16 protein-coding genes and 2 pseudogenes are annotated in these 23,346 nt (G+C 71.7%); 13 read left to right on the forward strand and 5 right to left on the reverse strand.

All coding sequences use genetic code 11. The annotated features are described in order from the left end of the window. Positions 1-78: 78 nt before the first annotated feature. On the reverse strand, positions 79-999 hold the full coding sequence (locus H8R17_RS38980; RefSeq protein ID WP_187827927.1) for an ornithine cyclodeaminase family protein: 921 nt from the start codon (positions 997-999) through the stop codon (positions 79-81). Positions 1,000-1,146: 147 nt separating this feature from the next. On the opposite strand from H8R17_RS38980, the gene H8R17_RS38985 reads away from it, so the two are divergent. From H8R17_RS38985 to H8R17_RS39015, 7 genes are all read left to right on the forward strand, one after another. After that, positions 1,147-1,839, forward strand: coding sequence for a GntR family transcriptional regulator (locus H8R17_RS38985; protein WP_187827928.1), 693 nt, complete (start codon positions 1,147-1,149; stop codon positions 1,837-1,839). A 261-nt stretch (positions 1,840-2,100) separates the two neighbouring features. After that, the gene (locus H8R17_RS38990) at positions 2,101-2,865 is read left to right on the forward strand and encodes an amino acid ABC transporter ATP-binding protein (RefSeq protein ID WP_223125987.1); all 765 of its coding nucleotides are present in this window, start codon (positions 2,101-2,103) and stop codon (positions 2,863-2,865) included. A 1-nt stretch (position 2,866) separates the two neighbouring features. Beyond that, positions 2,867-3,499: an amino acid ABC transporter permease gene (locus H8R17_RS38995; RefSeq protein ID WP_187827929.1), complete on the forward strand. Its 633-nt coding sequence runs from the start codon at positions 2,867-2,869 to the stop codon at positions 3,497-3,499. Next, entirely contained in the window at positions 3,496-4,149 is a 654-nt protein-coding gene (locus H8R17_RS39000; RefSeq protein ID WP_187827930.1) for an amino acid ABC transporter permease, read from the forward strand. The genes H8R17_RS38995 and H8R17_RS39000 overlap by 4 nt, the downstream gene beginning before the upstream one ends. Positions 4,150-4,279: 130 nt before the next feature. Next, positions 4,280-5,131, forward strand: coding sequence for an ABC transporter substrate-binding protein (locus H8R17_RS39005; RefSeq protein ID WP_187827931.1), 852 nt, complete (start codon positions 4,280-4,282; stop codon positions 5,129-5,131). Positions 5,132-5,262: 131 nt separating this feature from the next. After that, positions 5,263-6,363, forward strand: a complete 1,101-nt coding sequence (locus H8R17_RS39010) for a mandelate racemase/muconate lactonizing enzyme family protein (protein ID WP_187827932.1) — start codon at positions 5,263-5,265, stop codon at positions 6,361-6,363. 281 nt (positions 6,364-6,644) lie between these two features. Then, positions 6,645-7,991 carry a SpoIIE family protein phosphatase gene (locus H8R17_RS39015; RefSeq protein ID WP_399477877.1) on the forward strand — a complete coding sequence of 449 codons (1,347 nt, stop codon included), beginning with the start codon at positions 6,645-6,647 and terminating at the stop codon, positions 7,989-7,991. Between the two features lie 463 nt (positions 7,992-8,454). Here the strand turns inward: H8R17_RS39015 and H8R17_RS39020 are convergent, their stop codons facing one another. Further along, positions 8,455-10,218 carry an ABC transporter permease subunit gene (locus tag H8R17_RS39020; RefSeq protein ID WP_187827933.1) on the reverse strand — a complete coding sequence of 588 codons (1,764 nt, stop codon included), beginning with the start codon at positions 10,216-10,218 and terminating at the stop codon, positions 8,455-8,457. A 6-nt stretch (positions 10,219-10,224) separates the two neighbouring features. Next, on the reverse strand, positions 10,225-11,745 hold the full coding sequence (locus H8R17_RS39025) for an ABC transporter substrate-binding protein (protein WP_187827934.1): 1,521 nt from the start codon (positions 11,743-11,745) through the stop codon (positions 10,225-10,227). 188 nt (positions 11,746-11,933) lie between these two features. Between H8R17_RS39025 and H8R17_RS39030 the strand changes: the two genes are divergently transcribed. The 3 genes from H8R17_RS39030 to H8R17_RS39040 are packed head-to-tail and all read left to right on the forward strand — an operon-like array spanning position 11,934 to position 16,756. Then, positions 11,934-12,863: an oxygenase MpaB family protein gene (locus tag H8R17_RS39030; RefSeq protein WP_187827935.1), complete on the forward strand. Its 930-nt coding sequence runs from the start codon at positions 11,934-11,936 to the stop codon at positions 12,861-12,863. Continuing rightward, complete coding sequence (locus tag H8R17_RS39035) at positions 12,845-15,094, forward strand: serine/threonine-protein kinase (protein WP_187827936.1); 2,250 nt, start codon at positions 12,845-12,847, stop codon at positions 15,092-15,094. The genes H8R17_RS39030 and H8R17_RS39035 overlap by 19 nt, the downstream gene beginning before the upstream one ends. A 60-nt stretch (positions 15,095-15,154) precedes the next feature. Further along, positions 15,155-16,756 (forward strand): NAD(P)/FAD-dependent oxidoreductase, encoded by a 1,602-nt coding sequence (locus H8R17_RS39040; RefSeq protein WP_187827937.1) that lies wholly within the window; start codon positions 15,155-15,157, stop codon positions 16,754-16,756. A gap of 80 nt (positions 16,757-16,836) precedes the next feature. Here the strand turns inward: H8R17_RS39040 and H8R17_RS39045 are convergent. Further along, positions 16,837-17,200: pseudogene (locus H8R17_RS39045) on the reverse strand (hypothetical protein); the annotation flags it as partial. A 162-nt stretch (positions 17,201-17,362) separates the two neighbouring features. On the opposite strand from H8R17_RS39045, the gene H8R17_RS39050 reads away from it, so the two are divergent. Next, positions 17,363-18,472, forward strand: a complete 1,110-nt coding sequence (locus H8R17_RS39050; protein ID WP_187827938.1) for a nitronate monooxygenase family protein — start codon at positions 17,363-17,365, stop codon at positions 18,470-18,472. After that, on the forward strand, positions 18,469-20,025 hold the full coding sequence (locus H8R17_RS39055; RefSeq protein ID WP_187827939.1) for an acyl-CoA synthetase: 1,557 nt from the start codon (positions 18,469-18,471) through the stop codon (positions 20,023-20,025). The genes H8R17_RS39050 and H8R17_RS39055 overlap by 4 nt, the downstream gene beginning before the upstream one ends. 363 nt (positions 20,026-20,388) lie before the next feature. On the opposite strand, the pseudogene H8R17_RS39060 reads toward H8R17_RS39055, so the two are convergent. Further along, positions 20,389-21,758: pseudogene (locus H8R17_RS39060) on the reverse strand (penicillin acylase family protein); the annotation flags it as partial. 10 nt (positions 21,759-21,768) lie between these two features. Between H8R17_RS39060 and H8R17_RS39065 the strand changes: the two are divergent. Beyond that, the gene (locus tag H8R17_RS39065; protein WP_187827940.1) at positions 21,769-23,265 is read left to right on the forward strand and encodes an acyl-CoA synthetase; all 1,497 of its coding nucleotides are present in this window, start codon (positions 21,769-21,771) and stop codon (positions 23,263-23,265) included. Positions 23,266-23,346 lie beyond the last annotated feature (81 nt).

The raw sequence follows: 23,346 nt of genomic DNA on the forward strand, positions 1-23,346 counted from the left end.
CCCAAACAGGACAGTCGAGACGTCAGTCAGGCGAGGGGTCAGACCCACCAGCGGCGTCACCACGTCACATCCTCACTGTCAGGCGAGGAACTTGTCGGCCAGGAGGCGGGCGATGGCCCAGTCCTGTACGGCGACACCGACGGACTTGAACACCGTCCGCTTGCCGTACTCGGCGCTGGGGGCGGTCAGTGCGGTCCCGAGCCCCGTGAGGGCGTCCTTGGTGATGGCGCCGGCTTCGAGCGCGTGGATGATCTCGCCGGACTCCTCCAGGATCGCATCCAGTTCGTCGACGACGACCGTGCTGCCGGCGAGCAGTTCGTCGGGCAGTTCGCGCATGGTGGGGCGATACGCGCCAATGGCGTTGACGTGCACCTGGGCGGGCAGCGCCGATTCGGGGAAGAGCGGGCTGGTCGCGTTGGTCGCGCAGCAGACGATCTCGGCCCGCCGGACCGCCGACACGGCGTCGGTCGCGGTGAGCAGTTCCACCCCCGCCAGTTCGGGTGTCAGACGTTCGACGAGGTCTCGCGCGCGGCCCAGATCGGCGTCCACCACGGTCAGTTGACGCAGGGGCCGGACCGTGTGGACGGCGCGGACCTGGTCGAGGGCCTGTCCGCCGGCGCCGACCAGGGTGAGCCGCCCGGCCTCGGGCGGGGCGAGGAGGTCGGTGGCGACGCCGACGACCGCGCCGGTGCGCAGGGCCGTCACCGCTCCGGCGTCGGCGACCAGGTGGTCCAGGCGGCCGGTCTCGCTCCAGATCACGGTGCCCGTGATGGCGGGCGTGCGGTCGAAGTTCAGGCTCAGCGTCTTGAACATGGCGGAGGCGGTCGACCGGTGATGAGCCGACATCACCAGGAACTGCCCGTCCCGCAGCGCGGTGCGGGTGGGCATCTCGAACTCCCCGCCGGCCAGATCGACGAAGGCCTGCCGTACGGCGTCGATCGCCTCCTTCATCGTCACTGCCTCGCGGATCTCAGGCTCACCGACGGTCATCGCCTTCATGGCACTCCACATCCTCGTTGGGCGTTTCCTCGACTGCTTCTCCGCAGGAGAACGCGGAGTAAGGTATTACACCTTACGCCCCACGGCAAGAAGGGATGTCGTGAAGGGGCGTCGTACAGGCCTGAAGTTCTGTGTTATGCATTGGGCATGACTACTTCTCGTCCGGCGGGGGCGCAGGCGCGCGGTGCGCAACTCAAGTCGGTCAGCCTCCGCCAGCAGGCGCGGGAGGCGCTGCGCACCCGGATCGTGCTGGGACAGATCGAGCCCGGCCAGGTGGAGAGTGTCATCAACGTGGCCTCGGAACTGGGGGTCTCCGTCACCCCGGTCCGCGAGGCCGTCATGGATCTGGCCAACCTAGGCATGGTGGAGGTCATCCGCAACCGGGGCTTCAGGGTTCCGGTGCTCACCGACCACGATCTCGAAGAGATCTTCCGCGTGCGCACCATGCTGGAGGTCCCGGCGATGGTCGAGCTCGCCGAGCTCGCCGACCGGGCACCTGTGGCGCGGTTCCGGCAACTCGCCGAGCAGATCACCGACGCCGCGCGCGAGGGGGGCCTGGTCTCCTTCCTGGACCTGGACCGGCAGTTCCACCTCGGCCTGCTGGAGCTGCTGGGCAACCGCCGACTTGTCGCCATGGTCGGCCAGTTGCGCGACCAGGCGCGCATGGAAGGCCTGCAGAAGCTGGCGGACCAGGGTGAGCTGACCCAGTCCGGCGAGGAGCACCTCGCCATCGTGGACGCGATCACCGCGGGCGACGGGGAGCTGACCGCCGCACTCATGCGCAAGCACCTCACCCACAGCCGCGGCATCTGGGCCGGCCGGGCGGAAGACGGGGCCTGACCCCTTCGGGGACCGGTTCGACGCCCCCGCTCGCCCGCGGGCGTACTTCCGTGTATGTGCCCGTTATGGGTCGTCTGTGCGATCGCAACGCGATGGTGATCCGAGCTCCGGATCCGGACTCTTGACAGCCACCGGCCTGCCCCCGATGCTCAGTGAGGTATTACACCTCAGGCCCGAGTGGTTCGGCCTGTCCGCCAAGCCCGCGCCTGTGCCGGGCCCAGGCCACCGGTCAACGGTTGGCCCAAATCGGAGACAAGAACCTTGGCAAGCAAGAAGAAGGCCATCGAGCTCGACAACGTCGTGAAGCGATTCGGCGACCACACCGTTGTCGACAACGTGTCGCTGTCTGTGGCCCAGGGCGAGGTCGCGGCCATCATCGGTCCGAGCGGCGCGGGAAAGAGCACGCTGCTGCGCTGTGTCAATCTGCTCGAACGGCCCGACAGCGGCACCATCGTCGTCGCCGGCACGAGCATCGACGCAGGCAGTCAGATCAAGTCCAAGGACCTCGCGAAGCTGCGCAGCGTCGTGGGCATGGTGTTCCAGTCGTTCAACCTCTTCCCGCACCTGACCGTGCTGCGCAACATCACGCTCCCTCAGGAGCAGGTGCTCGGCCGCAGCCCGACGCAAGCCCGTGAGCGCGGTCTCGCGCTGCTGGAGCGCGTGGGGCTCGCGGACAAGGCCGAGCAGTACCCGAACCGCTGCTCAGGAGGCCAGCAGCAGCGCATCGCGATCGCGCGCGCCCTGGCCCTCGATCCCGCGGTGATGCTCTTCGACGAGCCCACCTCCGCGCTCGATCCCGAGCTGGGTCTTGAGGTGCTGACGGTGATGCGGGAGCTCGCCGACGACGGCATGACCATGGTGGTGGTCACCCACGAGATGGAGTTCGCGCGGGACGTCTCCGACCATCTCGTCGTCATGGCCGACGGGGCTGTCATCGAAGAGGGCAAGCCGACCGACATCTTCGCTGCGCCCTCGCACGCCCGGACCCGGCAGTTCCTCAGGGCGGTGGACCGCGATGGGGTCTGACATGGTTCTGGCGGTGCTCAAAGGGGTGCCGACGACGCTGCTGCTGACCGGCGCGAGTCTCGGGATCGGCATCGTGGGCGGCCTTCCGCTCGTCGTGGCACGCCTCTCGGACCGGGCGCCGCTCCGCTTCCTGTCCCGCTCCCTGATCGAGGTCTTGCGGGGCATCCCGCCGCTGGTGTGGCTGTTCATCATCTACTTCGGCCTCGGTAATTCGCTGCCGGGGATCGACCCGCTGGAGGCATCGATCGCCGGCATGGGTCTCATCTCCTGCGCCTACATGGCGGAGATCTACCGCGGCGGGCTGGCCGCGGTGCACCACGGCCAGTGGGAGGCCGGCAGGGCCCTGGGCATGAGCGGCCTGGCGATCGTTCGCAAGATCATCGCCCCGCAGGTCTTCCGTATCTCCGTGCCGGCGACGGCCAACTACGGCATCGGCCTGTTCAAGGACTCCTCGGTGGCCTTCACTCTCGGCGTCATGGAGATCCTCTACTTTGCGAACGAGCAGTCGCGCACGACCGGTGAGGCGATCAAGCCGTTCCTGGTGGCGGCCGTCCTCTACATCGTCCTGTCGGCGGTCTGCGCGGCGCTGTCCCGCTCCCTCGACCGGCGCCTGCAGCGAAGGGTGGCCCGATGAGCTTCCTCACCGACTGGACGGATGCCTTCCCCCAGCTCTGGGACGGAATCAAGATCAGCGCTCAGCTGGTCGCCGGGAGTCTCGCCCTCGGCATGCCGCTGGGGCTGCTGCTGGCACTCGGCTCCGCGTCACGCGTCGTGCCGGTCCGCTACGTCGTCATCGCCCTCGTCGAGATCGGACGTGGCACGCCGGCGCTGGTGATGCTGCAGATCGTCTACTTCGGGCTGCCCGAGCAGGGACTGTCGCTGAGCAACGTCGTCTCCGCGACGCTCGCCCTCGCCCTGACCACCGGCGCCTACGCGAGCGAGATCATCCGCGGCGGCCTGCAGTCCGTTCCGCAGGGACAACTGGAAGCAGCGGACGCCCTCGGCATGAGCCGCCTCTCCGTCCTGCGCTTCATCGTGATCCCCCAGGGGCTGCGCGTCGCCATCCCCGCCCTCATGGGCCTGTCCATCCTGATCTTCCAGGCCACCTCGCTCGCCTACTCGATCGCCGTGCCCGAACTGCTGGCTGCCGCGTACTCGTACGGCTCCTCCACGTTCAAGTACCTGAGCGTCCTCTCCCTCGCGGGCCTCATGTACCTGTCCATCACCATCCCGGCCAGTTGGCTGTCCGAGCGCGTCGAGCGCCGTCTCGCCCGGCATGTCTGAGAACCCGGATGCACCGGCTGTCGCGGATCCGGCCCGTGGCACGGCACCGACCAACAGAGCCGGAGCCCCATCGACCCCGGGACAAGAACGTGCCTGCGTTCACCCGGTCACAGAAACACCAGGGAGAAACATGAACAGCAAGTTTCCCGCAGCCATGGCCGCCGTCACGCTCCTGGCCGTGGCCACGCTCTCGGGCTGTGGAGGCCAATCAGCCAAGACCACCGTCAGTGCCGACTGCAAGCCCAAGCACGAGTTCAAGACGATGAGCAAGGGCACGCTCACCGTGGTGAGCTTCGACATTCCGCCGTTCAGCAAGGTCCAGGGGAACGACCTCACCGGCGTCGACGGGGACATCGTCAAGGCGATCGCGCAGATGGAATGTCTCACCGTGTCCGTCAAGGCCGCCGGCGCCGCCGCCGTCATCCCGACGGCGCAGGCCGGGCGGGCCGACCTGGCGGCCGGAGACTGGTACCGCACCGCGGAACGGGCGAAGGTGCTCGATCTGTCCGACCCGCTCTACCTCGACGACATGGCGCTCGTGTCGAAGCAGGGCGTGAGCGCCGTCCCGGACCTGAAATCCAAGGGGCTCACCGTCGGGACGGTGGAGGGCTACCTGTGGGTCGCGGACCTCAAGAACTACCTCGGCGGCAAGCTCAAGACGTACCCCTCGGGCGTGAACTGCTACCAGGACCTTCAGGCCGGCCGCGTCGACGTGTGCGTCGACGCCTATGGCGCCGCCGTGTACTCGACCAAGGGCAGGGATCTGAAGGTCGAGAAGGCCAAGCCCTTCGACAAGGTCGCCGCATCCGTCGAGGCCGCCCAGTCCACCTTCCCGATGCCCAAGGGTCACGAGGACATGCTCAAGGCCGTCAACGAGGACATCGCGGCCCTGCGCAGCAATGGCGAACTCGCGAAGATCCTCACCAAGAACGGCCTGGAAGCCAGCGCGGCCGAGGTCGGAAAGCCGCGCCTGATCGGCTGACCAGAACTTGCGGACACGACAGCCGGAGAGATGACGTGCTCTCAGGCTGTCGCCGATCCGGCAGGGCGCATTGCGCCACCACCACTCGTGAAAAACGCCCCCATGATCATGCCGAGAAAGAGGATGACGAGATGAAAGTGGTCGGCATCGACTGCTTCGGCTACAACCTGCGTTATGCCCACGGCGAGTACGTCATGTCCGGCGGCCGCGCGGCGACGTCCGAGATCGGTACGCTGGTCCGCCTGCGCACCGACGAGGGGCTCGAGGGGTGGGGTGAGATCACGCCTCTCGGCAACCGCTACCTGCCCACCCACTGGGCCGAGGTACGCGCGGCGCTGCACACGATGGCCCCGGCGCTCCTCGGTCGGGACCCGACCAAGCTGTCCGCGATTCGCCGCACATTGGACGGCGTCCTCCTCGGCGGTGGCTATGCCAAGGCCGCCGTCGACGTCGCGTGCTGGGACCTGCTCGGCAAGGCCTGCGGGAAGCCGGTCGCCGCTCTGCTCGGCGGTGTGCTGCAGGAGGACTTCCCGCTCTATGAGGCGGTTCCCCTGACGTGGCCGGACGAGATGGCCGACTTCGTGGTCCGCCGTCAAGAGGCCGGTATCAAGCGCTTCCAGCTCAAGGTCGGCAATCATCCCCTGGAGGACGCCGACCGCACGCGCGCCGTCGTGGACGTGGCCGCGCCCGACACCCTGGTGGTCGCCGACTCGAACGGTGGCTGGAACCTGCGAGCAGCCCAGATCGCCGTGCGGGCCATGGCCGACCTTCCGGTCGTCATCGAGCAGCCCTGCCGCGAAACCGACGACTGCATCTTCGCGATGCGCCACTCCAGCCTTCCGCTGGTGCTCGACGAGTCCATTCTCACCGCGACCGATGTCTTCCGCGCCAAGTCCGACGCGGGCGCCGTGTCCATCAACATCAAGATCAGTCGTGTGGGAGGGCTGACCCAGGCGGCACGCATGCGCGACCTCATGCAGGACCTCGACCTGATGGTCTCGGTCGAGGACACCTGGGGCGGCGACATCGTCTCCGCGGCGGTGAGCCACCTGGCGGCGAGCACCAAGCCGGAGAACTTCCAGAACGCCTCGTTCATGAACGACTGGACCGACGGACACGTCGCCGGGTACCAGCCGCGCTCCTGGCAGGGGCGCGGTGCGGCGCCGACCCTCCCCGGTCTGGGTATCACCGTGCAGACCGACGGACTCGAATCCGTCTTCCACATTGCCTGACATGGGTACATCGGCGCATTTCAGACAGCGGTCTACACGGAGCGCTCAGTCTGAGGACGAGCGGGAAGTCCCACATCGGTCGCGGGGACGTCGTCAGCGCTCGCTGCCGAGCCCGCGCAGCGTCGCCGCTCAGGTATTCCTCCTGCAGCTCGCGGTGGTGGTGGTGCTCGTCGCCGCGACGGTTGTGGCGCTGGTGCTGCAGGCCCGGCGCCAAGGGACGGAGGCGGCGCGCAGCGAGGTTCTCGCCGTCGGCGAGGCGTTCCGCGAACTCTCCGGGGATCGTGGAGGCGCTGGACGGCCCCGATCCGTCCGCCGTCCTGCAGCCGCGCGCCGAGGCAGCTCAGACTCGGGGCGGCCTCGACGGCATCGTGGTGTCGACCACGGAGGGGATTCGGATCGCCCACCCCGATCCGAAACTGATCGGGAAGCACGTCGTAGGCCCGTACAAGAAGGCGGCGCACGGCGAGTCGTTCACCCACATCGTGGTGGACCCGCTGGGCCTGTCCGTGTACGCGGCGGTTCCCGTCTTCCGGCCGGACGGCTCCGTCGCCGGCGTCGTCTACCCCGAGATCACGGTCAAAAGCGTCAACAAAGAGGTGCAGCGGCAGCTGCCCGTGCTCCTCGGCGGTGCGAGCGGCGCGCTGGTGCTGGCCGGGGGAGGATCGGCGCTGGTGAGCTGGCGCCTGCGGCGCCAGACCCGTGGCCTCGAGCCGGCCGAGATGACCCGGATGTACGAGCATCATGACGCGGTGCTCCATGCCGTGCGGGAGAGCGTGCTGATCGTCGGGAGTGACGGGCGGCTGCTGCTGGCCAATGACGAGGCGCGGCGGCTGCTGGACCTGCCGGCGGACGCGGAGCAGCGCGAGGTCACCGGGCTCCGAGTCGTCACCTTCCCCACCGTTCCCATCTCCCCACCCCTGGGCCTCGGTTCCGGCCTGCCGTTCGAGACCGCCGATCTGCAACTGCCCGCCGGCAGCCGGCTGGCCCTCTTCACCGACGGACTCGTCGAGAACCGCGTCCGTGACCTCGACACCGGCTTCAGCCTTCTGCAAAGGGCCCTGGCCCACCCCGACCAGACTCCGGAACAGACCTGTCAGACGGTGATCGACGCGCTGCTGCCCCCTCGACCCTCCGACGACATCGCCCTGCTCGTGGCCCGCACCCGGATACTGGATGCCCACCAGGTCGCCGAGTGGGACGTGCCGGGTGACCCCACCGCCGTCGCCTCCATCCGCGCCGCCTGCGCCCGTCGGCTGGGGGCATGGGGTCTGGACCACATGGCCTTCACCACCGAGCTGATCGTCAGCGAGCTGGTCACCAACGCCATCCGATACGGCGCCGCCCCCATCCGGCTCCGCCTGCTGCAGGACCACTCCGTCCTGATCTGTGAGGTCTCCGACGGCAGCAGCACCTCTCCGCATCGCCGGGCAGCCACCACGGACGAGTGCGGTCGCGGCCTGTTCCTCATCGCTCAGTTCACCCAACGCTGGGGCACCCGGTACACCGCCCGCGGCAAGGTCATCTGGGCCGAGCAATCCCTGCGCGGCGATGCAGCCTCACCCGGTGAGGCGCCGTTCGACGACATCTTGGACCAGTGGGACGACACCGCGCTTTGGCGCAGGAGCTGACTCCCGAACTCGGCTCAACGAAGAGCATCTCCGCGAAGATCCTGACCCGGCTCGGCCACGAACTGCAGACACCGGGGCTCTGGCCGGAAAAGCACCGGCGTGCCCTCACTGCCGGCATCCCCCGCAAGGCCATTACCTGCACAGCCCCACCATCCGGGCCCGCCCGCGTGGTGCCGCACGGACCGCCCTCGTGGGCAAACCGGGTCCCTGATGGCCGGCGATCTTCGCAAGGAGCGCTTGCGTCTGCAGAGCATTTGGGTGACGAGGGATGACCGCCCGGCAGCTGCGAACACGGGACCGCTGCCGACCTGATCGCTGCGCAGGCCTGGGAACGTTGCCTGCCGGGGCTACGCGGGCGACATCGAATGGGGCTGGGGAAACCTTGCTCCGCAGGAGATCGTCCGCCGCTGCTGTGCTTCTGCCTTCGATGCCCGCCCCACGCGCGCGTGGGGCGGCCCCCGGCTCACGCGCGCGTGGCCTTCTCCCGCCCCAGCGCGCTCGCCGACACCGCGAGCACCGAGAGCACGACGAGCGCCCCGGCCGGCCCGAGCACCGTCCAGGGGGCGAGTTCGACGTACGGCTGGTTCTCCGACAGCAGCCGGCCCCACTCGGGCGTGGGCGGCTGTTCGCCCAGGCCGAGGAAGCCGAGGGAGGCCAGCACCAGGACGGTCGTGGGCAGCCGGAGCAGGGCGTTGCGCAGCAGTGCGGGGACGACCGCGGGCAGCAGATGGCGGCGCAGCAGGTGCCCGCGGCCGGCGCCGAGCGCGACCGACGCGGCGATGTGGCCGCTCGCCCGCTCCTGTTCGAGCAGCGCGGCGGACTGCGCGGCGTACGGGCTCCAGCCGACCACGCACACCGCGCCCGCCGCTCCCCACACCGACGGCCCGGTCACCCCGGCGATCAGCAGCCCCGCGAGGACGGCGGGCAGCGTCGCCACGACTTCCGTGACGCCGGCGCTCGCCCGCGGCACCAGGCCCAGCAGGAGCCCGGTGACCGCGCTGACCGCCGTGACCGCGAGGGCGACGCCCGCCGTGCGCAGCGCCCCGTGGCCCAGCCGGGCCAGCAGGTCACGGCCGAGGGCGTCGGTACCCAGCGGATGCTCAAGCGAGGGCGGCACCAGCCGGGCCGCCGTATCCACCTGCGCGGGGTCGCGCAGCAGCCCCGCCACCACGAGCCCGAGCAGGACGACGGCACACGCACCGGCGACCCAGCGCAGCGAGCGCGGCGGCGCCAGGGCCGGCCGGTGCAGGGTGGGCAGTGAGCCGTCCCGCAGCGGCCGTCCCAGCAGCGCGTGCCGCGCGGCGCGGATCAGCAGGCCGGCGGCCACGCCCAGCAGGACGAGGGCCAGCGTCGCGGTCTGCAGCACCGGCAGGTCCTGGGCGACGGCGGCCTCCAGGGCGAGCCGGCCGAGCCCCGGGATGTTGAAGATCTGCTCCACCGCGACCGCGCCCCCGACCAGCGCCACGACCGTCGGCAGCAGTTGCGGCAGCACGCCCGGCAGTGTGCGGCGCAGCGCGTCCCGGGCGATGTGCCGGGGCGGGAGCCCGACGGCGTACGCCGTGCGTGCCCACGGCTCGTGGAAGGCGGCGGGCAGCGCCTGGTCGAGTAGCCCGCCGATCATCGCGCCGGACGGGATGCCGAGGGCGAGCGAGGGCAGCACCATCGACTGCGGCCCCTCCCACCCACTGGACGGGAACAGGCCCCACCACACCCCGCACACCGTGGCCAGCAGCGAGGCGAGCACGAACTTCGGCAGCGCGGCCAGCACCGCCGCCCCGGTGCCCGCCCGGTCCCGACGCAGCCGCCGCCGCGCGCCGAGGTGGACCGTGCGGGCGCACACCAGCGCGGCCACGGCGACGGTGACCACGAGCGCACCCAGCATCAGCGTCAGTGACACCGAAAGCGCGGTCGTCACCTGCGGCAGCACCGCCTCGCCCGACACCCACGACACGCCCGCGTCCCCGCGCGGCAGACCGCCCAGCCAGTGCGCCAGGTGCGCGAGCGGCCCGTCGTCGAGACCCAGCTGCTCCCGTACGGCGGCCAGTTGCGCGGGCGTCGGATTCTGGTCGGCGGACCGGGCGCGCAGCACCGTACGCGCGGGGTCGTTCCCGGACAGCCACGGCAGCAGGGCGACGGCCGTGAGCAGCCCGGCCCCGGCGAGCAGCCGGCCGGCGACCGCACGCCACCGCACCGGGTGTCCGGTGGCGTGGGGGAGGGTGGCGGTCATCCCGGCTTACTTCAGGTGCGTGTCGACGTCGACGAGGGAGCGCTCGCGCGGGTCGAGGAGGACACCCTCGACGTCGGGGGCGATGCCCTGCACGGCCTTCTCGTGGACCAGCGGCACGACGGCGTCGGTGCGCAGGACCGCCGCCTCCGCCTGCATGATCTTCTGCTGCCGGTGCTCGGTGCCGGCCTCCTCCGCGGCGGCCCGGATGGCCTTGTCGACCGCGGGGTCCTTCAGGCCCGCGATGTTGTAGACGCCGTTGCTGGTGAAGTCACTGGCGAGGTAGTCGACCGCGTCGCCGGTGTCGAGGAGCGTCACGCGCGAGAAGACCAGGGCGTCGTACTTGCCGGCCAGCAGGTCGGCCTCCATCTGCGTGTACTCGCGCACGTCCTGCTTGACCGTGAACCCGGCCTTTTCCAGCTGCTGTTGCAGCACGGTCGCGGCCTCGGGCAGCTCGGCGCGGTTGGTGTAGGTCGCCAGGCGCAGCGTCCGGCCGTTCGTCTCCGCCTTGACCTGGGCGGTGCTCGCCGCCTTGGCCCGGCCGGTCACCGCGACGCGCTTGTCGGCGGCCCAGGGGACGGCAGGCCCGAACAGGCCCTGTGCGGGGTCGGCGTACCCGCCGAAGACGGAGCCGACGAGGGCGGAGCCGTCCACGGCCTCGCGGGCGGCGGCGCGCAGACCCGGGTCGGTGAACAGGCCGCTGCCGGTGTTGAGAACCAGGCTGTCGGTGCGCACCGAGGGCACCTCGTGCCGCGTGTCCGCCTTGAGCAGCTTGGCCTGGGCGGTGGGGATCCACTCGGCGACGTCGACGTCGCCGCTGCGCAGCGCGTTGGCGCGGGCGGTGCCGTCCGCGATCCACTGCACGTCGATGCCCGGTGCCTTCGCCTTGCCGCCCCAGTAGCCGTCGAAGCGGGTGAGCGCCGCCTTGGTCTTGCCGCTGAGCCGGGTGATCTCGAAGGGGCCGGTGCCGGTGCCGACCGGGCTGACCGCGCCGTCCTTGCCGTACGCCTTCGCCGACAGGACGGCGAGGGCGGGGCTGGCCAGCCGCAGCGGCAGCACCGGGTCGGGGGTCTTGGTGGTGAGGGTGACGGTGTCGGCGTCCGTGGCCTTCGCCGTCAGGGTCACGTCGCTCAGCACACGCGGCTTGGGGGTGGCCTTGCTCGCGTGGTCGAGGGCGTTCACGACGGACTGCGCGGTGACCGCGGTGCCGTCCTGGAACTCGGCCTTGCGCAGCTCGAAGGTCCAGCTCGTGCCGCCCTCGCGTCTCCACGACTTCGCGAGCGCCGGCTTGGCGGCTGCGTCCTTGTCCAGGGCCGTGAGGCCCTCGGCCACGGACAGCTTGCTCAGCACGGTCGCGTCGTTGCTGTACGGCGACAGCGCCTGCGCCGGCGGCACGGCCAGGGCGATCCGCAGCCGCCCGCCCGACCCGGCTCCGACACCGTCCGTGCCGCCGTCGCCCTGAGCGAAACAGCCGGCCAGCAAAGGAGTGAGGGCGAGCGCCGTGATGAGGCAGCGGGACGTGGTGCGCATGTCTGGTCCTGTCGTACGGAATGTCGCTGATGCCCCAGCCATCAAGACTGGGGCCGCGTCAGCCTATAAGGAAAGGCTTACCAAATGTTGATCTGATGAGTGAAATCTCAACGACTGGACGCCCGGGAACCGAACTATCGACCGGTTGTTGGAGCTGTGTCATCGTTCACCGGGCGGAGGTGAGCCGTATGACCGACGCGGATCCGGGCCTGTTCGGGCCGGACTCGGTGACCTGGCAGGCGCACAGCGACCCGGTGATGTGGATCGCCGGGATCCGCGCCCTGTACCTCCAGGCGCTGCACCCGCGTGCGGTGCGCGGCGTGATACAGAACTCGGACTTCCGGCGCGAGGCCTGGGGCCGGCTGATGCGCACCGCGAGCTTCGTCGGCACCACCACCTACGGCACCACCGAGGCCGCCGAGCGGGCCGGCGCCCGCGTCCGCAGGATCCACAGCATGCTCCGGGCGACCGACCCGGACACCGGCGAGCGGTACCGCATCGACGAAGCCGCGCTGCTGCTGTGGGTGCACTGCGCCGAGATCGACTCCTACCTGCACGTGCTGCGCCGCTCCGGGTTCCGGCTCACCGACGCCGAGGCCGACCGCTACATCGCCGAACACCGGCACAGCGCCCGCCTGGTCGGCCTCGACCCCGGCACCGTCCCCGCCGACCGGGCCCAGCTGGCCGCCTACTTCGAGCGCGTACGGCCCGAACTCGCCGCCGGACCCGAGGCACGCGAGGTCGACGACTTCCTGCTGCGCCCGCCCACCCATCCGCTGCTGGTGCCGCTGCGCGCGCTGCTGTGGCGACGCGTGGCCCGCCTCGCCTACGGCACCCTCCCGCCGTACGCCCACGAGCTGTACGGCTGCCCGGCCCCGGCGCCCGCCGTCGTCACCCGGCGCCTGCGCCGCACCGCCCGCCTGCTGCGCGCGGTCCCCGCCCTGCTGCGCTGGCAGCTCCCGCCCCAGCACATCCTGCGTGCCATGGCCCGGCTCGGCCCGGGCGCGCGTCCGGCACCGTACAAACTCGGGCGAGAGGTCGCCATACTGGACGAGCCAGGGGCGGGCGGGGCGACCAGCGACGGGGGCGGGCGCAGGAGATGGGGGACAGCAGGCTGATCCACGGCCGGTACCGGCTGCTCGACCTGGTCGGGCGCGGCGGCATGGGGGAGGTGTGGCGGGCCCGGGACGAGTCGCTGGGCCGGCACGTCGCCGTCAAGTGCCTCAAGCCGCTGGGCCCGAACCACGAGCAGTCCTTCACACGCGTGCTGCGCGAGCGGTTCCGGCGCGAGGCGCGCGTGGCCGCCGCCCTCCAGCACCGCGGGGTGACCGTCGTCCACGACTTCGGCGAGTCCGACGGCGTCCTCTACCTCGTCATGGAGCTGCTGGACGGCCGCAACCTCAGCCAACTGCTGGAGGACAACAAGCACCACCCGCTGCCGGTCGGCGACGTCGTCGACATCGCCGAGCAGGTCGCCGCCGCCCTCGCGTACTGCCACGAACAGGGCGTCGTGCACCGGGACCTGAAGCCCGCGAACATCGTTCGGCTCGCCGACGGCACCGTGAAGATCTGCGACTTCGGCATCGCCCGGCTCGGCCACGACATCGGCTTCACCGCCCGCCTGACCGGCACCGGCATCGCCATGGGCACCCCGCACTACATGTCGCCGGAGCAGATCGGCGGCACGGAGGTCGACCGGCGCAGCGACCTGTACTCGCTGGGCTGTGTGCTGTACGAAATCGCCACCGGGGTACCGCCGTTCGATCTCGACGACGCCTGGGCGATCCTCGTCGGCCACCGCGACACCCCGCCTCCGCCGCCCCGCGGCCACCGCGCCGACCTGCCCGAGTACCTTGAACGGATCATCCTGGACCTGCTGGCCAAGGACCCGGGCCGGCGCCCGCAGGACGCCCGCGAACTGGCCCGCCGGATCAGTTCCGAACGCACCGCACCGGCGCACGTGCCGACCGTGGCCGCCTCCCGTCCCCGGACCGACCCGCCCGAGCCGGCCGCGCACGGGGCGGCACGGCTGCCGTCCTGGACGCGCGGCATGACCACCGGCCGCAAGGCAGCCGACGCCGGGCTGCGCACCACACCCCCCGACCCGGGGGCGGGACTGTCCGGCGAGTGGATCGCCCGCCCCGCGACCGGCCCGGTCGGCCCGGCCGAGGAGCCCGTCGTACCGGACGAGCGGCCGGACCCGCCGACGGAGGCCGTCACCGCCCTGGCCGGCCGGCACAACGCGGGCCTGAGCCTGGGCCGGCTGGGCCGCTGGACGGAGGCGGGGGAGGTGCACCGCGCAGTCGCCGCCGAACGCACCCACCTGCTCGGCCCCGACCACCCCGACACCCTCACCAGCCGCTACGAGGTCGCCTTCACCCTCAGCCGCACCGGCCGCACTGCCGAGGCGCTGCGCGAGTACAAGCAGGTGGCCGAGGCCAGGATCCGGGTGCTGGGTCCGGACCACCCCGACACGCTCGCCGTCCGGCAGGAAATGGCGTATGTGCTCGGCCAGTTGGGCCGCCCCTTCGACGCCCACCAGGTGTACACCTCGGTGCTCGCCGCCCGGGAGCGCACCATGGGTTCCGAGCACCCCGACACCCTGCGCTGCCGGCACAACCTCGCCTTCAATCTCAGCCGCCTCGGCCGCCTGGAGGACTCCTACCGCATGGCGTGCGAGGTCGCCGAGGCCCGCGCCCGGGTGCTCGGCGCGGACCACCCCGACACCCTGGTCACCCGCTACGAAGTGGCCTACGCACTCGGCCAGTTGGGGCACTGGACCGAGGCCCTGGAGACCTATCGCGAGGTCGCCGGGGCCCGCGCCCGCGCCCTCGGCCCCGACCACGCCGACACGCTCGCCGCCCGCTACGAGATCGGCATCAGCCTCGGCCGCCTCGGCCGCAGCGCCGATGCACTGAGGCTGTACCGCGAGCTGATCGACGACCGCACCCGCGTCCAGGGCCCGGAGCACCCCGAGACCCTGCGCGCCCGGCACGGCCTCGGCGTCAACCTCGGACGGCTGGGCCACTGGGAGGAGGCGCTCGCCGACTCCCGCGACGTGTGCGCGCTGCGTACCCGCGTCCTGGGCACCGACCACCCGGACACCCTGGTCAGCCGACGCGAGGTCGCCGTCGGCCTGGGCTGGCTGGGCCGCTGGGCGGACGCGCTGACCGAGTACCGCGAGGTCGCGGCCGCCCGCGAACGCGTCCTGGGCGCCGCCCACCCCGACACCCTCGCCAGCCGCAACGACGAGGCGCACTGCCTGGAACAGCTGGGCAGGGGCGCCGAGGCCGTCCAGCTGTACCGCAGGGTCGCCGCGCTGCGCCAGCAGGGGACGGGCGACCACTGACGCCGCGCAGGTGGCGGTCCACCTCTGGCCGGTGTGGATCACCGCGTGTTACCAAGAACCATGACCGTACCCGAGGGACCCCGCCCGCACGAGCGCCCGCAGGACCTGCCGCACGGGCGCCGGTACGACGCAGTCATCGTCGGCGGAGGGCACAACGGCCTCGTCGCCGCCGCCTACCTGGCCCGCGCGGGACGCTCCGTGCTGGTGCTGGAGCGGCTGGACCACACCGGCGGCGCGGCCGTGTCCACGTACCCGTTCCCCGGCGTCGACGCCCGCTTGTCCCGGTACTCGTACCTGGTCAGCCTGCTGCCGAAGAAGATCGTCCGGGACCTGGGGCTCGACTTCCGGGTGCGTGCCCGCAACGTCTCCTCCTACACGCCCGCCGAGCGGGGCGGTCGGCCCACCGGACTCCTCGTGGGCGGAGGCGAACGGCGGACCCGGGAAGCGTTCGTCCGGCTCACCGGCTCGGACCGCGAGTACGCGGCCTGGCAGCGCTTCTACGACATGACCGGCCGCGTCGCCCGGCAGGTCTTCCCGACCCTCACCGAACCGCTGCCCACCCGGGCGGAGCTGCGCCGCAGGGTCGACGACGAGGACGCCTGGCGGACCCTGTTCGAGGAGCCGATCGGCGTCGCCGTCGAACAGCACTTCACCGACGACCTGGTCCGGGGCGTGGTCCTCACCGACGCGCTCATCGGCACCTTCGCCGACGCCCACGACCCCGGGCTCGTGCAGAACCGCTGCTTCCTCTATCACGTGATCGGCGGCGGCACCGGCGCCTGGGATGTGCCGGTCGGCGGCATGGGCGCGCTCACGGACGCGCTCGCCACGGCCGCGCGGGCGGCCGGCGCCGTGATCGCCACCGGTCACGAGGCGGAGCGGATCGCGACGGACGGACAGAGCGCCGAGGTCACCTACCGTTCTTCGGACGGGGACGGCGTCGTGGCCGCCCGGCACGTCCTGGTGAACGCCGCACCGCAGGAGCTCGCGGCCCTCGCCGGCGATCCGTCCCGGGCGCCCGCCGAGGGCGCCCAGCTCAAGGTGAACATGCTGCTCAAGAGGCTGCCGAGGCTGCGCGACAGCGCCGTCGACCCGCGTGAGGCGTTCGCCGGGACCTTCCACATCGCCGAGGGGTACGACCAGCTGTCCGCCGCGTACGCCCAGGCCGCGTCCGGCGAGTTGCCCGCCGCCCCGCCCTCCGAGATCTACTGCCACTCGCTCACCGACCCCACGATCCTCGGCCCGGACCTGGCCGACCGGGGCTACCACACGCTCACCCTCTTCGGCCTGCACACCCCGGCCCGGCTGTTCGCCCGGGACAACGACGCGGTACGCGAGGAACTGCTGAAGTCCACGCTGGCCCAGCTCGACGCCCATCTCGCCGAACCCCTCGCCGACTGCCTGGCCACCGATGCCGACGGCCGCCCCTGCATCGAGGCCAGGACCCCGCTCGACCTGGAGCGCGACCTCCGCCTGCCCGGCGGCAACATCTTCCACCGCGAACTGTCCTGGCCGTACGCCCAGGAGGACACCGGCCGTTGGGGCGTGGAGACCCGGCACCCGAACGTCCTGCTCTGCGGCGCGGGCGCGGTGCGCGGCGGCGGGGTGAGCGGGGTGCCGGGGCACAACGCGGCGATGGCGGTGCTGGCAGCGGACGCCTGACGGAACGGCGGTTGCCGGTTGCAGCTACGGCGGCTGCCCCCCACCGGCCGCACCCGAACCGCGCACCCCCACCGCACCCCCTAGTCTGCCGACCGCGTCAGGCCCGTCGCCGTGATCCGTGCCGCGTCTGCCGGGTAGGTCTCGTCGAAGAGGGTGCCGTCCGGGGTCTCGACGCGCAGGGCGTCGACGTACGTGCCGCGGCCGACGTAGAGGCGGTCGGTGGTGTACCGCCAGCGCAGCGTGAGGCGGCGCGCGGGCGGGAGGTTCGCGGTGAGGCGGTGCCAGGCGTGGCCCGACCAGCCGGTGGCCGAGCCGTCCGGGTGCTGCTGCGGCTCCTCGCCCCGGCGGGGCGGTGCGCGGCGTGGCCAGCGCGCCCATGTACCAGTGCTGGTAGAGCTCGAAGCCGAGCCCGTGCTCGTCACCGGGGAACGCGGTGTTGAAGTCTCTGCCTGCCGCGTCTTCGGTCACCGACAGCCCTCCCGCCGAGCCGCTCGGACATCCCCGGGGTGCCCGTACACCGTACCGGCGACAGCGGATCCGGCGCGCACCTGACGGAGTATCAGATAACCTCTTCCGTCCTCCGGTGGACTCCGGCATCCTGCGCCCATGCAGACGGAGCTGAGCAAGAAACTGGGAGTCGAGCACGCCGTCTTCGGCTTCACGCCGTTCCCCGCCGTCGCCGCGGCCATCAGCCGGGCCGGCGGCTTCGGAGTGCTCGGCGCGGTCCGCTACACGGCACCCGACGAACTCAAACGCGACCTCGACTGGATCGAGGCACGCGCCGAGGGCAGGCCGTACGGCCTGGACGTCGTCATGCCCGCCAAGCAGGTCGAGGGCGTCACGGAGGCCGACATCGAGGCGATGATCCCCGAAGCACACCGGCAGTTCGTGACGGACACCCTCGCCAAGTACGGCGTGCCCGAACTCGCCGAGGGCGAGGCGTCCGGCTGGCGCATCACCGGATGGATGGAGCAGGTTGCCCGCAACCAGCTCGACGTCGCCTTCGACTACCCGATCCGGCTACTCGCCAACGCGCTCGGCTCACCGCCCCCGGACGTCGTCCGGCGCGCCCACGACCAGGGCGTGCTGGTGGCCGCCCTCGCGGGCAGCGCCCGGCACGCGGTCAAGCACAAGGACGCGGGCATCGACATCGTCGTCGCGCAGGGGTACGAGGCCGGGGGGCACACCGGCGAGATCGCGTCCATGGTGCTGACGCCGGAAGTCGTTGACGCCGTCGGCCCGTTGCCGGTGCTCGCGGCGGGCGGCATCGGCAGCGGCCGGCAGGTCGCCGCCGCGCTCGCCCTGGGCGCCCAGGGCGTGTGGCTGGGCTCGATCTGGCTGACCACCACCGAGGCCGACCTGCACTCGCCCGCCCTGACCCGCAAACTCCTCGCGGCCGGCTCCGGCGACACCGTGCGCTCCCGCGCGCTGACCGGAAAGCCCGCCCGCCAGCTGCGCACCGAGTGGACCGACGCCTGGGAGGACGCGGACGGCCCCGGCCCGCTGCCGATGCCGCTGCAGGGCCTGCTGGTCGCCGAGGCGGTCTCCCGCATCCAGAAGTACGAGGTCGAGCCCCTGCTCGGCACGCCCGTCGGGCAGATCGTCGGCCGGATGAACAGCGAGCGCAGCGTCCGGGCGGTCTTCGACGACCTCACCCGCGGCTTCGAGCAGGCCGTGGACCGCGTCTACCGCATCGCCGGAAGGAGCGGCCAGTGACGACGCACACGGCACCCGCGGGATTCTGGGCGCAGGCCGCCGCCGACCCCGACCGGACGGTCCTCGTCGCCCCCGACGGCGAGGAGTGGACCGCCGGACGTCTGCACGCCGCCGCCAACCGGCTCGTCCACGGCCTGCGCGCGGCCGGGCTCGAACGCGGCGACGCCTTCGCGGTCGTGCTGCCCAACGGCGTCGAGTTCCTCACCGCGTACCTCGCCGCCACCCAGGCCGGTTTCTACCTCGTCCCCGTCAACCACCACCTCGTCGGCCCCGAGATCGCCTGGATCGTCGCCGACTCCGGCGCCAAGGTGCTCCTCGCCCACGAGCGGTACGGCGATGCCGCCCGCGACGCCGCCGACGAGGCCGGGCTGCCTGCCACGCACCGGTACGCCGTCGGCACCGTCGACGGCTTCCGCCCGTACACCGAACTCCTCGACGGACAGCCCGGCTCGGCGCCCGCCGGCCGCACCCTCGGCTGGGTCATGAACTACACCTCGGGCACCACCGGCCGCCCCCGCGGCATCCGCCGCCCGCTGCCCGGCAAGCCCCCGGAGGAGGCCTACCTCGGCGGCTTCCTCGGCATCTTCGGCATCCGGCCGTTCGACGACAACGTGCACCTCGTGTGCTCACCGCTGTACCACACGGCCGTCCTCCAGTTCGCGGGCGCGTCCCTGCACATCGGGCACGGGCTGGTGCTGATGGACAAGTGGACCCCCGAGGAGATGCTCCGCCTCATCGACACCCACCAGTGCACTCACACCCACATGGTCCCCACCCAGTTCCACCGCCTGCTGGCGCTCCCCGAGGAGGTCCGGGCCCGCTACGACGTGTCCTCCATGCGGCACGCCATCCACGGCGCCGCCCCCTGCCCCGACCACGTGAAACGGGCCATGATCGACTGGTGGGGAAACTGCGTCGAGGAGTACTACGCGGCCAGCGAGGGCGGCGGCGCCTTCGCCACCGCGGAGGACTGGCTGAAGAAACCCGGCACGGTCGGCAAGGCCTGGCCCATCAGCGAACTCGCCGTCTTCGACGACGACGGCAACCGGCTCCCGCCCGGCGAACTCGGCACCGTCTACATGAAGATGAGCACCGGCGGCTTCTCCTATCACAAGGACGAGGCCAAGACGCGCAAGAACCGCATCGGTGACTTCTTCACCGTCGGCGACCTCGGGCACCTCGACGAGGACGGCTACCTCTTCCTCCGGGACCGCAAGATCGACCTGATCATCTCCGGCGGGGTGAACATCTACCCCGCCGAGATCGAGTCGGTGCTGCTCGCCAACCCCGCCGTCGCGGACGCCGCCGCCTTCGGCATCCCGCACGACGACTGGGGCGAGGAGGTCAGGGCCGTCGTCGAACCGGCCCCCGGCCACGAGCCCGGCCCCACCCTCGCAGCCGACATCCTGGACCACTGCGCCCGGCAGCTCGCCGGGTACAAGCGCCCCAGGAGCGTCGAGTTCATCGCCGAGATGCCCCGCGACCCCAACGGCAAGCTGTACAAGCGGCGGTTGCGGGAGCCGTACTGGGAGGGGCGGGACAGGGCTGTCTGACGCGCGGCAGCGGGGCCGTATGCGGTGCAGGGCCGTGTGACGCACGGCGCCGCGCACGCTTCGACGCGGCAACCGCGCCGGGTGCCGTGACGGCCGGGCCGTCCGGCGTGGCGGCGTGGTCCTTGGTCGCGTGGAGCGAGGCCGGCGTCATCCTTTGGCCGGCCCTCGCTCGCCCTCCGGCCGATGCCCGTCCGCACCGGAAGCCCACGGCGCGGCGCCACGGCGGTGGCGGCGGTCTCCGCGGTCGGCAAACGCTCCCGGTCAGCGGTGCTCGCGCACCCGGACCACCCTGAGCTGCGGCGAGGACATGATTGTCCTGCTCGCAGAAGCGGGACGTCACCCACTTCCCCCTGCCCGTTCCGTTACGACGAACTGGTGCTCACCGAGGGGGGCCTCCAACGCGATGTCCGCGGCGCGCAGTTCGGCGACCGCGTCCGCGAGGGACCTGGCGAAGCCCGGCGCGTCCGTGTCGAGGGTGTTGGGGGTGCCCAGCGGGTCGGCGGCCGAGAACGGCACCTTCCACAGGCGGCCGGCGGGCACGGCCGCCGTCAGCTTGCGCCAGAACCGGTCGAAGAGCAGCGCGCCCCGGCTCCCGGTGTTCACCGTGCGGTCCCAGGCCTTGAGGACGGCGCACGCCTCGCGCACGTCGACGGTCTTGCCGCCGCTGCCCGTCGCGGTTACGCCGGGCAGCGCGGCACAGGCGCGTGTCACGTCGTCGGCGGTGAGGGCGGCCGCGGGAACCCGGTTGGTGAACTGCTGCCGTTGCAGGTCCCGCACGGTGAGACCGCCTCGCTCGGCCATCGTGGCCACGTCCTCCAGGGCGCCGCGGGTGCGCAGCGAACGCGGCGTGCCGATGTCGCCGAAGACCCGCTCGTAGCCGGTCAGCGGCCGGTCCGCGTCGGCCAGCCAGGGGCTGTGGTTGGAGTTCTCGGCGTACGGCGCGTCCTTCAGGGTGGGCATACGCCCCGGGCCGAAGATCCCCGGCTGTACGGCGCCGGGGTCCTGCCGAACCCGCAGGCGCCGCGACCCTGGGCAGGACCTGCGACTGGGTGTACAGGCTGTGGCCGGCGGAGTCGGCGGCGATGGTGTTGCCCCAGGGGATGCCCTGAGTCCGCTTCAGGGACGCGAGGACGTCGTCGGTGCCGCGTGCCTGGGCGAAGCCCAGTGAGGTGTCGGTGAACCGCAGGTTCGTCGCGTTGGGGTCGTGCAGCGCGTAGGCCGTGGTCGTCGTCCAGGGCAGCGGCAGGTCCTCGCCCGGGGAGGTGACGACCGGGCCGTAGCGGGTCCACCACTGTGTACGCGTCACGGGGGCACCGTCCTTGACCGGGACGGTCACGGTCCGCCGTGTCATCCGCTGCGGCCTGTCGTCCACGAGGTACCGCGTCGGGTCCGCCGGATCCAGCTTCAGCTGATGGAGACTCAGGGGGATGCCGGTGGAGACCGTGTGGCTCGCCACGCGCGCGGTGAACCCGATCTGGCTGCTCGGCGAGCCGAGCAGCAGGGAGCCGGAGACGTTCAGCTCGCCGGGGATCGTCTGCTGGGCTGCCAGAAGCGGCGTCTGCCGTGCCACGGCGCGGGTTGCCGAGCAGCAGGCCGTGGCCGTTCGCCGTCGTGGAGCCGTGGAAGGCGACGGCGTTCGAGCCCATCGCCCCGCCGGACGCCCCTTGCAGCGACGGGGTTGAGTCGGCACCGCTCCGTGAGGTCGCTTGACCTTCGCCGGAGGTGAACCCAGGATCGTCTGTCATGACGCCCGGACACGGCAGCACGGTCGACGGAGTACTGCGGCGCAGCGCCCGGCGCACCCCCGCACGCGTCGCGCTGGAGTACGGCGAGCGCACCTGGACGTACGACGAACTCGACACCGCGGTCTCCCGCGCGGCGAGCATCCTCCTCGACCGGGGGCTGACCCCCGGCGACCGGGTCGGCGCCTACGGTCACAACTCTGACGCCTACCTGATCGCCTTCCTCGCCTGCGCCCGCGCCGGCCTGGTCCACGTGCCGGTCAACCACAACCTCACCGGCGACGACCTCGCCTACATCGTCGGCCAGTCCGGCAGCGCCCTTGTCCTCGCCGACCCCGGCCTCGCCGGGCACCTCCCGGACGGCGTACCGGCGATGCCGCTGCGCGACGCCGACGGCTCGCTGCTGGCCCGGCAGGCGACGGCGCCCGCGTACGACGGTCCGGAGCCACGCGGCGACGAGCTGGTGCAACTGCTGTACACCTCGGGCACGACCGCTCTGCCCAAGGGCGCGATGATGACGCACCGCGCCCTGGTGCACGAGTACCTGAGCGCCATCACCGCCCTCGACCTCAGCGCCGGCGACCGGCCCGCGCACGCCCTGCCGCTGTACCACTCGGCGCAGATGCACGTGTTCCTGCTGCCCTGCCTCGCCGTCGGCGCGACAAACATCGTCCTCGACGCACCCGACGGCGACCGCCTCTTCGACCTCGTCGAACAAGGCCGGGCGGACAGCCTGTTCGCTCCGCCCACGGTGTGGATCGGCCTGGCGAACCGCCCCGACTTCGCCACCCGCGACCTGAGCGGTCTGCGCAAGGCGTACTACGGCGCGTCGGTCATGCCGGTGCCCGTGCTGGAACGGCTGCGCGAGCGGCTGCCGAAGCTGGCGTTCTACAACTGCTTCGGACAGAGCGAGATCGGCCCGCTGGCCACGGTCCTGGGCCCCGACGAGCACAAGGGACGCATGGACTCCTGCGGCCGTCCCGTGCTGTTCGTGGACGCCCGCGTGGTCGACGAGGACGGCAAGGACGTGCCCGACGGCACCCCCGGCGAGATCGTCTACCGCTCCCCGCAGCTGTGCGAGGGCTACTGGGACAAGCCCGAGGAGACCGCCGAGGCCTTCCGCGACGGCTGGTTCCGCTCCGGCGACCTCGCCGTGCGCGACGCCCAGGGCTACTTCACGATCGTCGACCGCGTGAAGGACGTCATCAACTCCGGTGGCGTGCTGGTCGCCTCGCGGCAGGTCGAGGACGCCCTGTACACGCACGAGTCCGTCGCCGAGGTCGCCGTGATCGGCCTGCCCGACGAGCGGTGGATCGAGTCCGTCACCGCGGTCGTCGTCCCGCGCGGCGAGGTCACCGAGGCCGAACTCGTCGCCCACGCCCGCGAGAAGCTCGCCCACTTCAAGGCACCGAAGCGGGTCGTCTTCGTCGACGAGCTCCCGCGCAACGCCAGCGGGAAGATCCTGAAGCGGGAACTACGGGACCGCTTCGCGCACTAGTGGTGTGTCGCTGCTTAATTACGGTGTGTCTGGTTGGGAGGTTGGTGTCTGGCAGATTCCTTCCCCTTTGCCAGACAGGGC

This window comes from Streptomyces sp. TRM68367, from assembly GCF_014495685.1.
Lineage (GTDB): Bacteria > Actinomycetota > Actinomycetes > Streptomycetales > Streptomycetaceae > Streptomyces.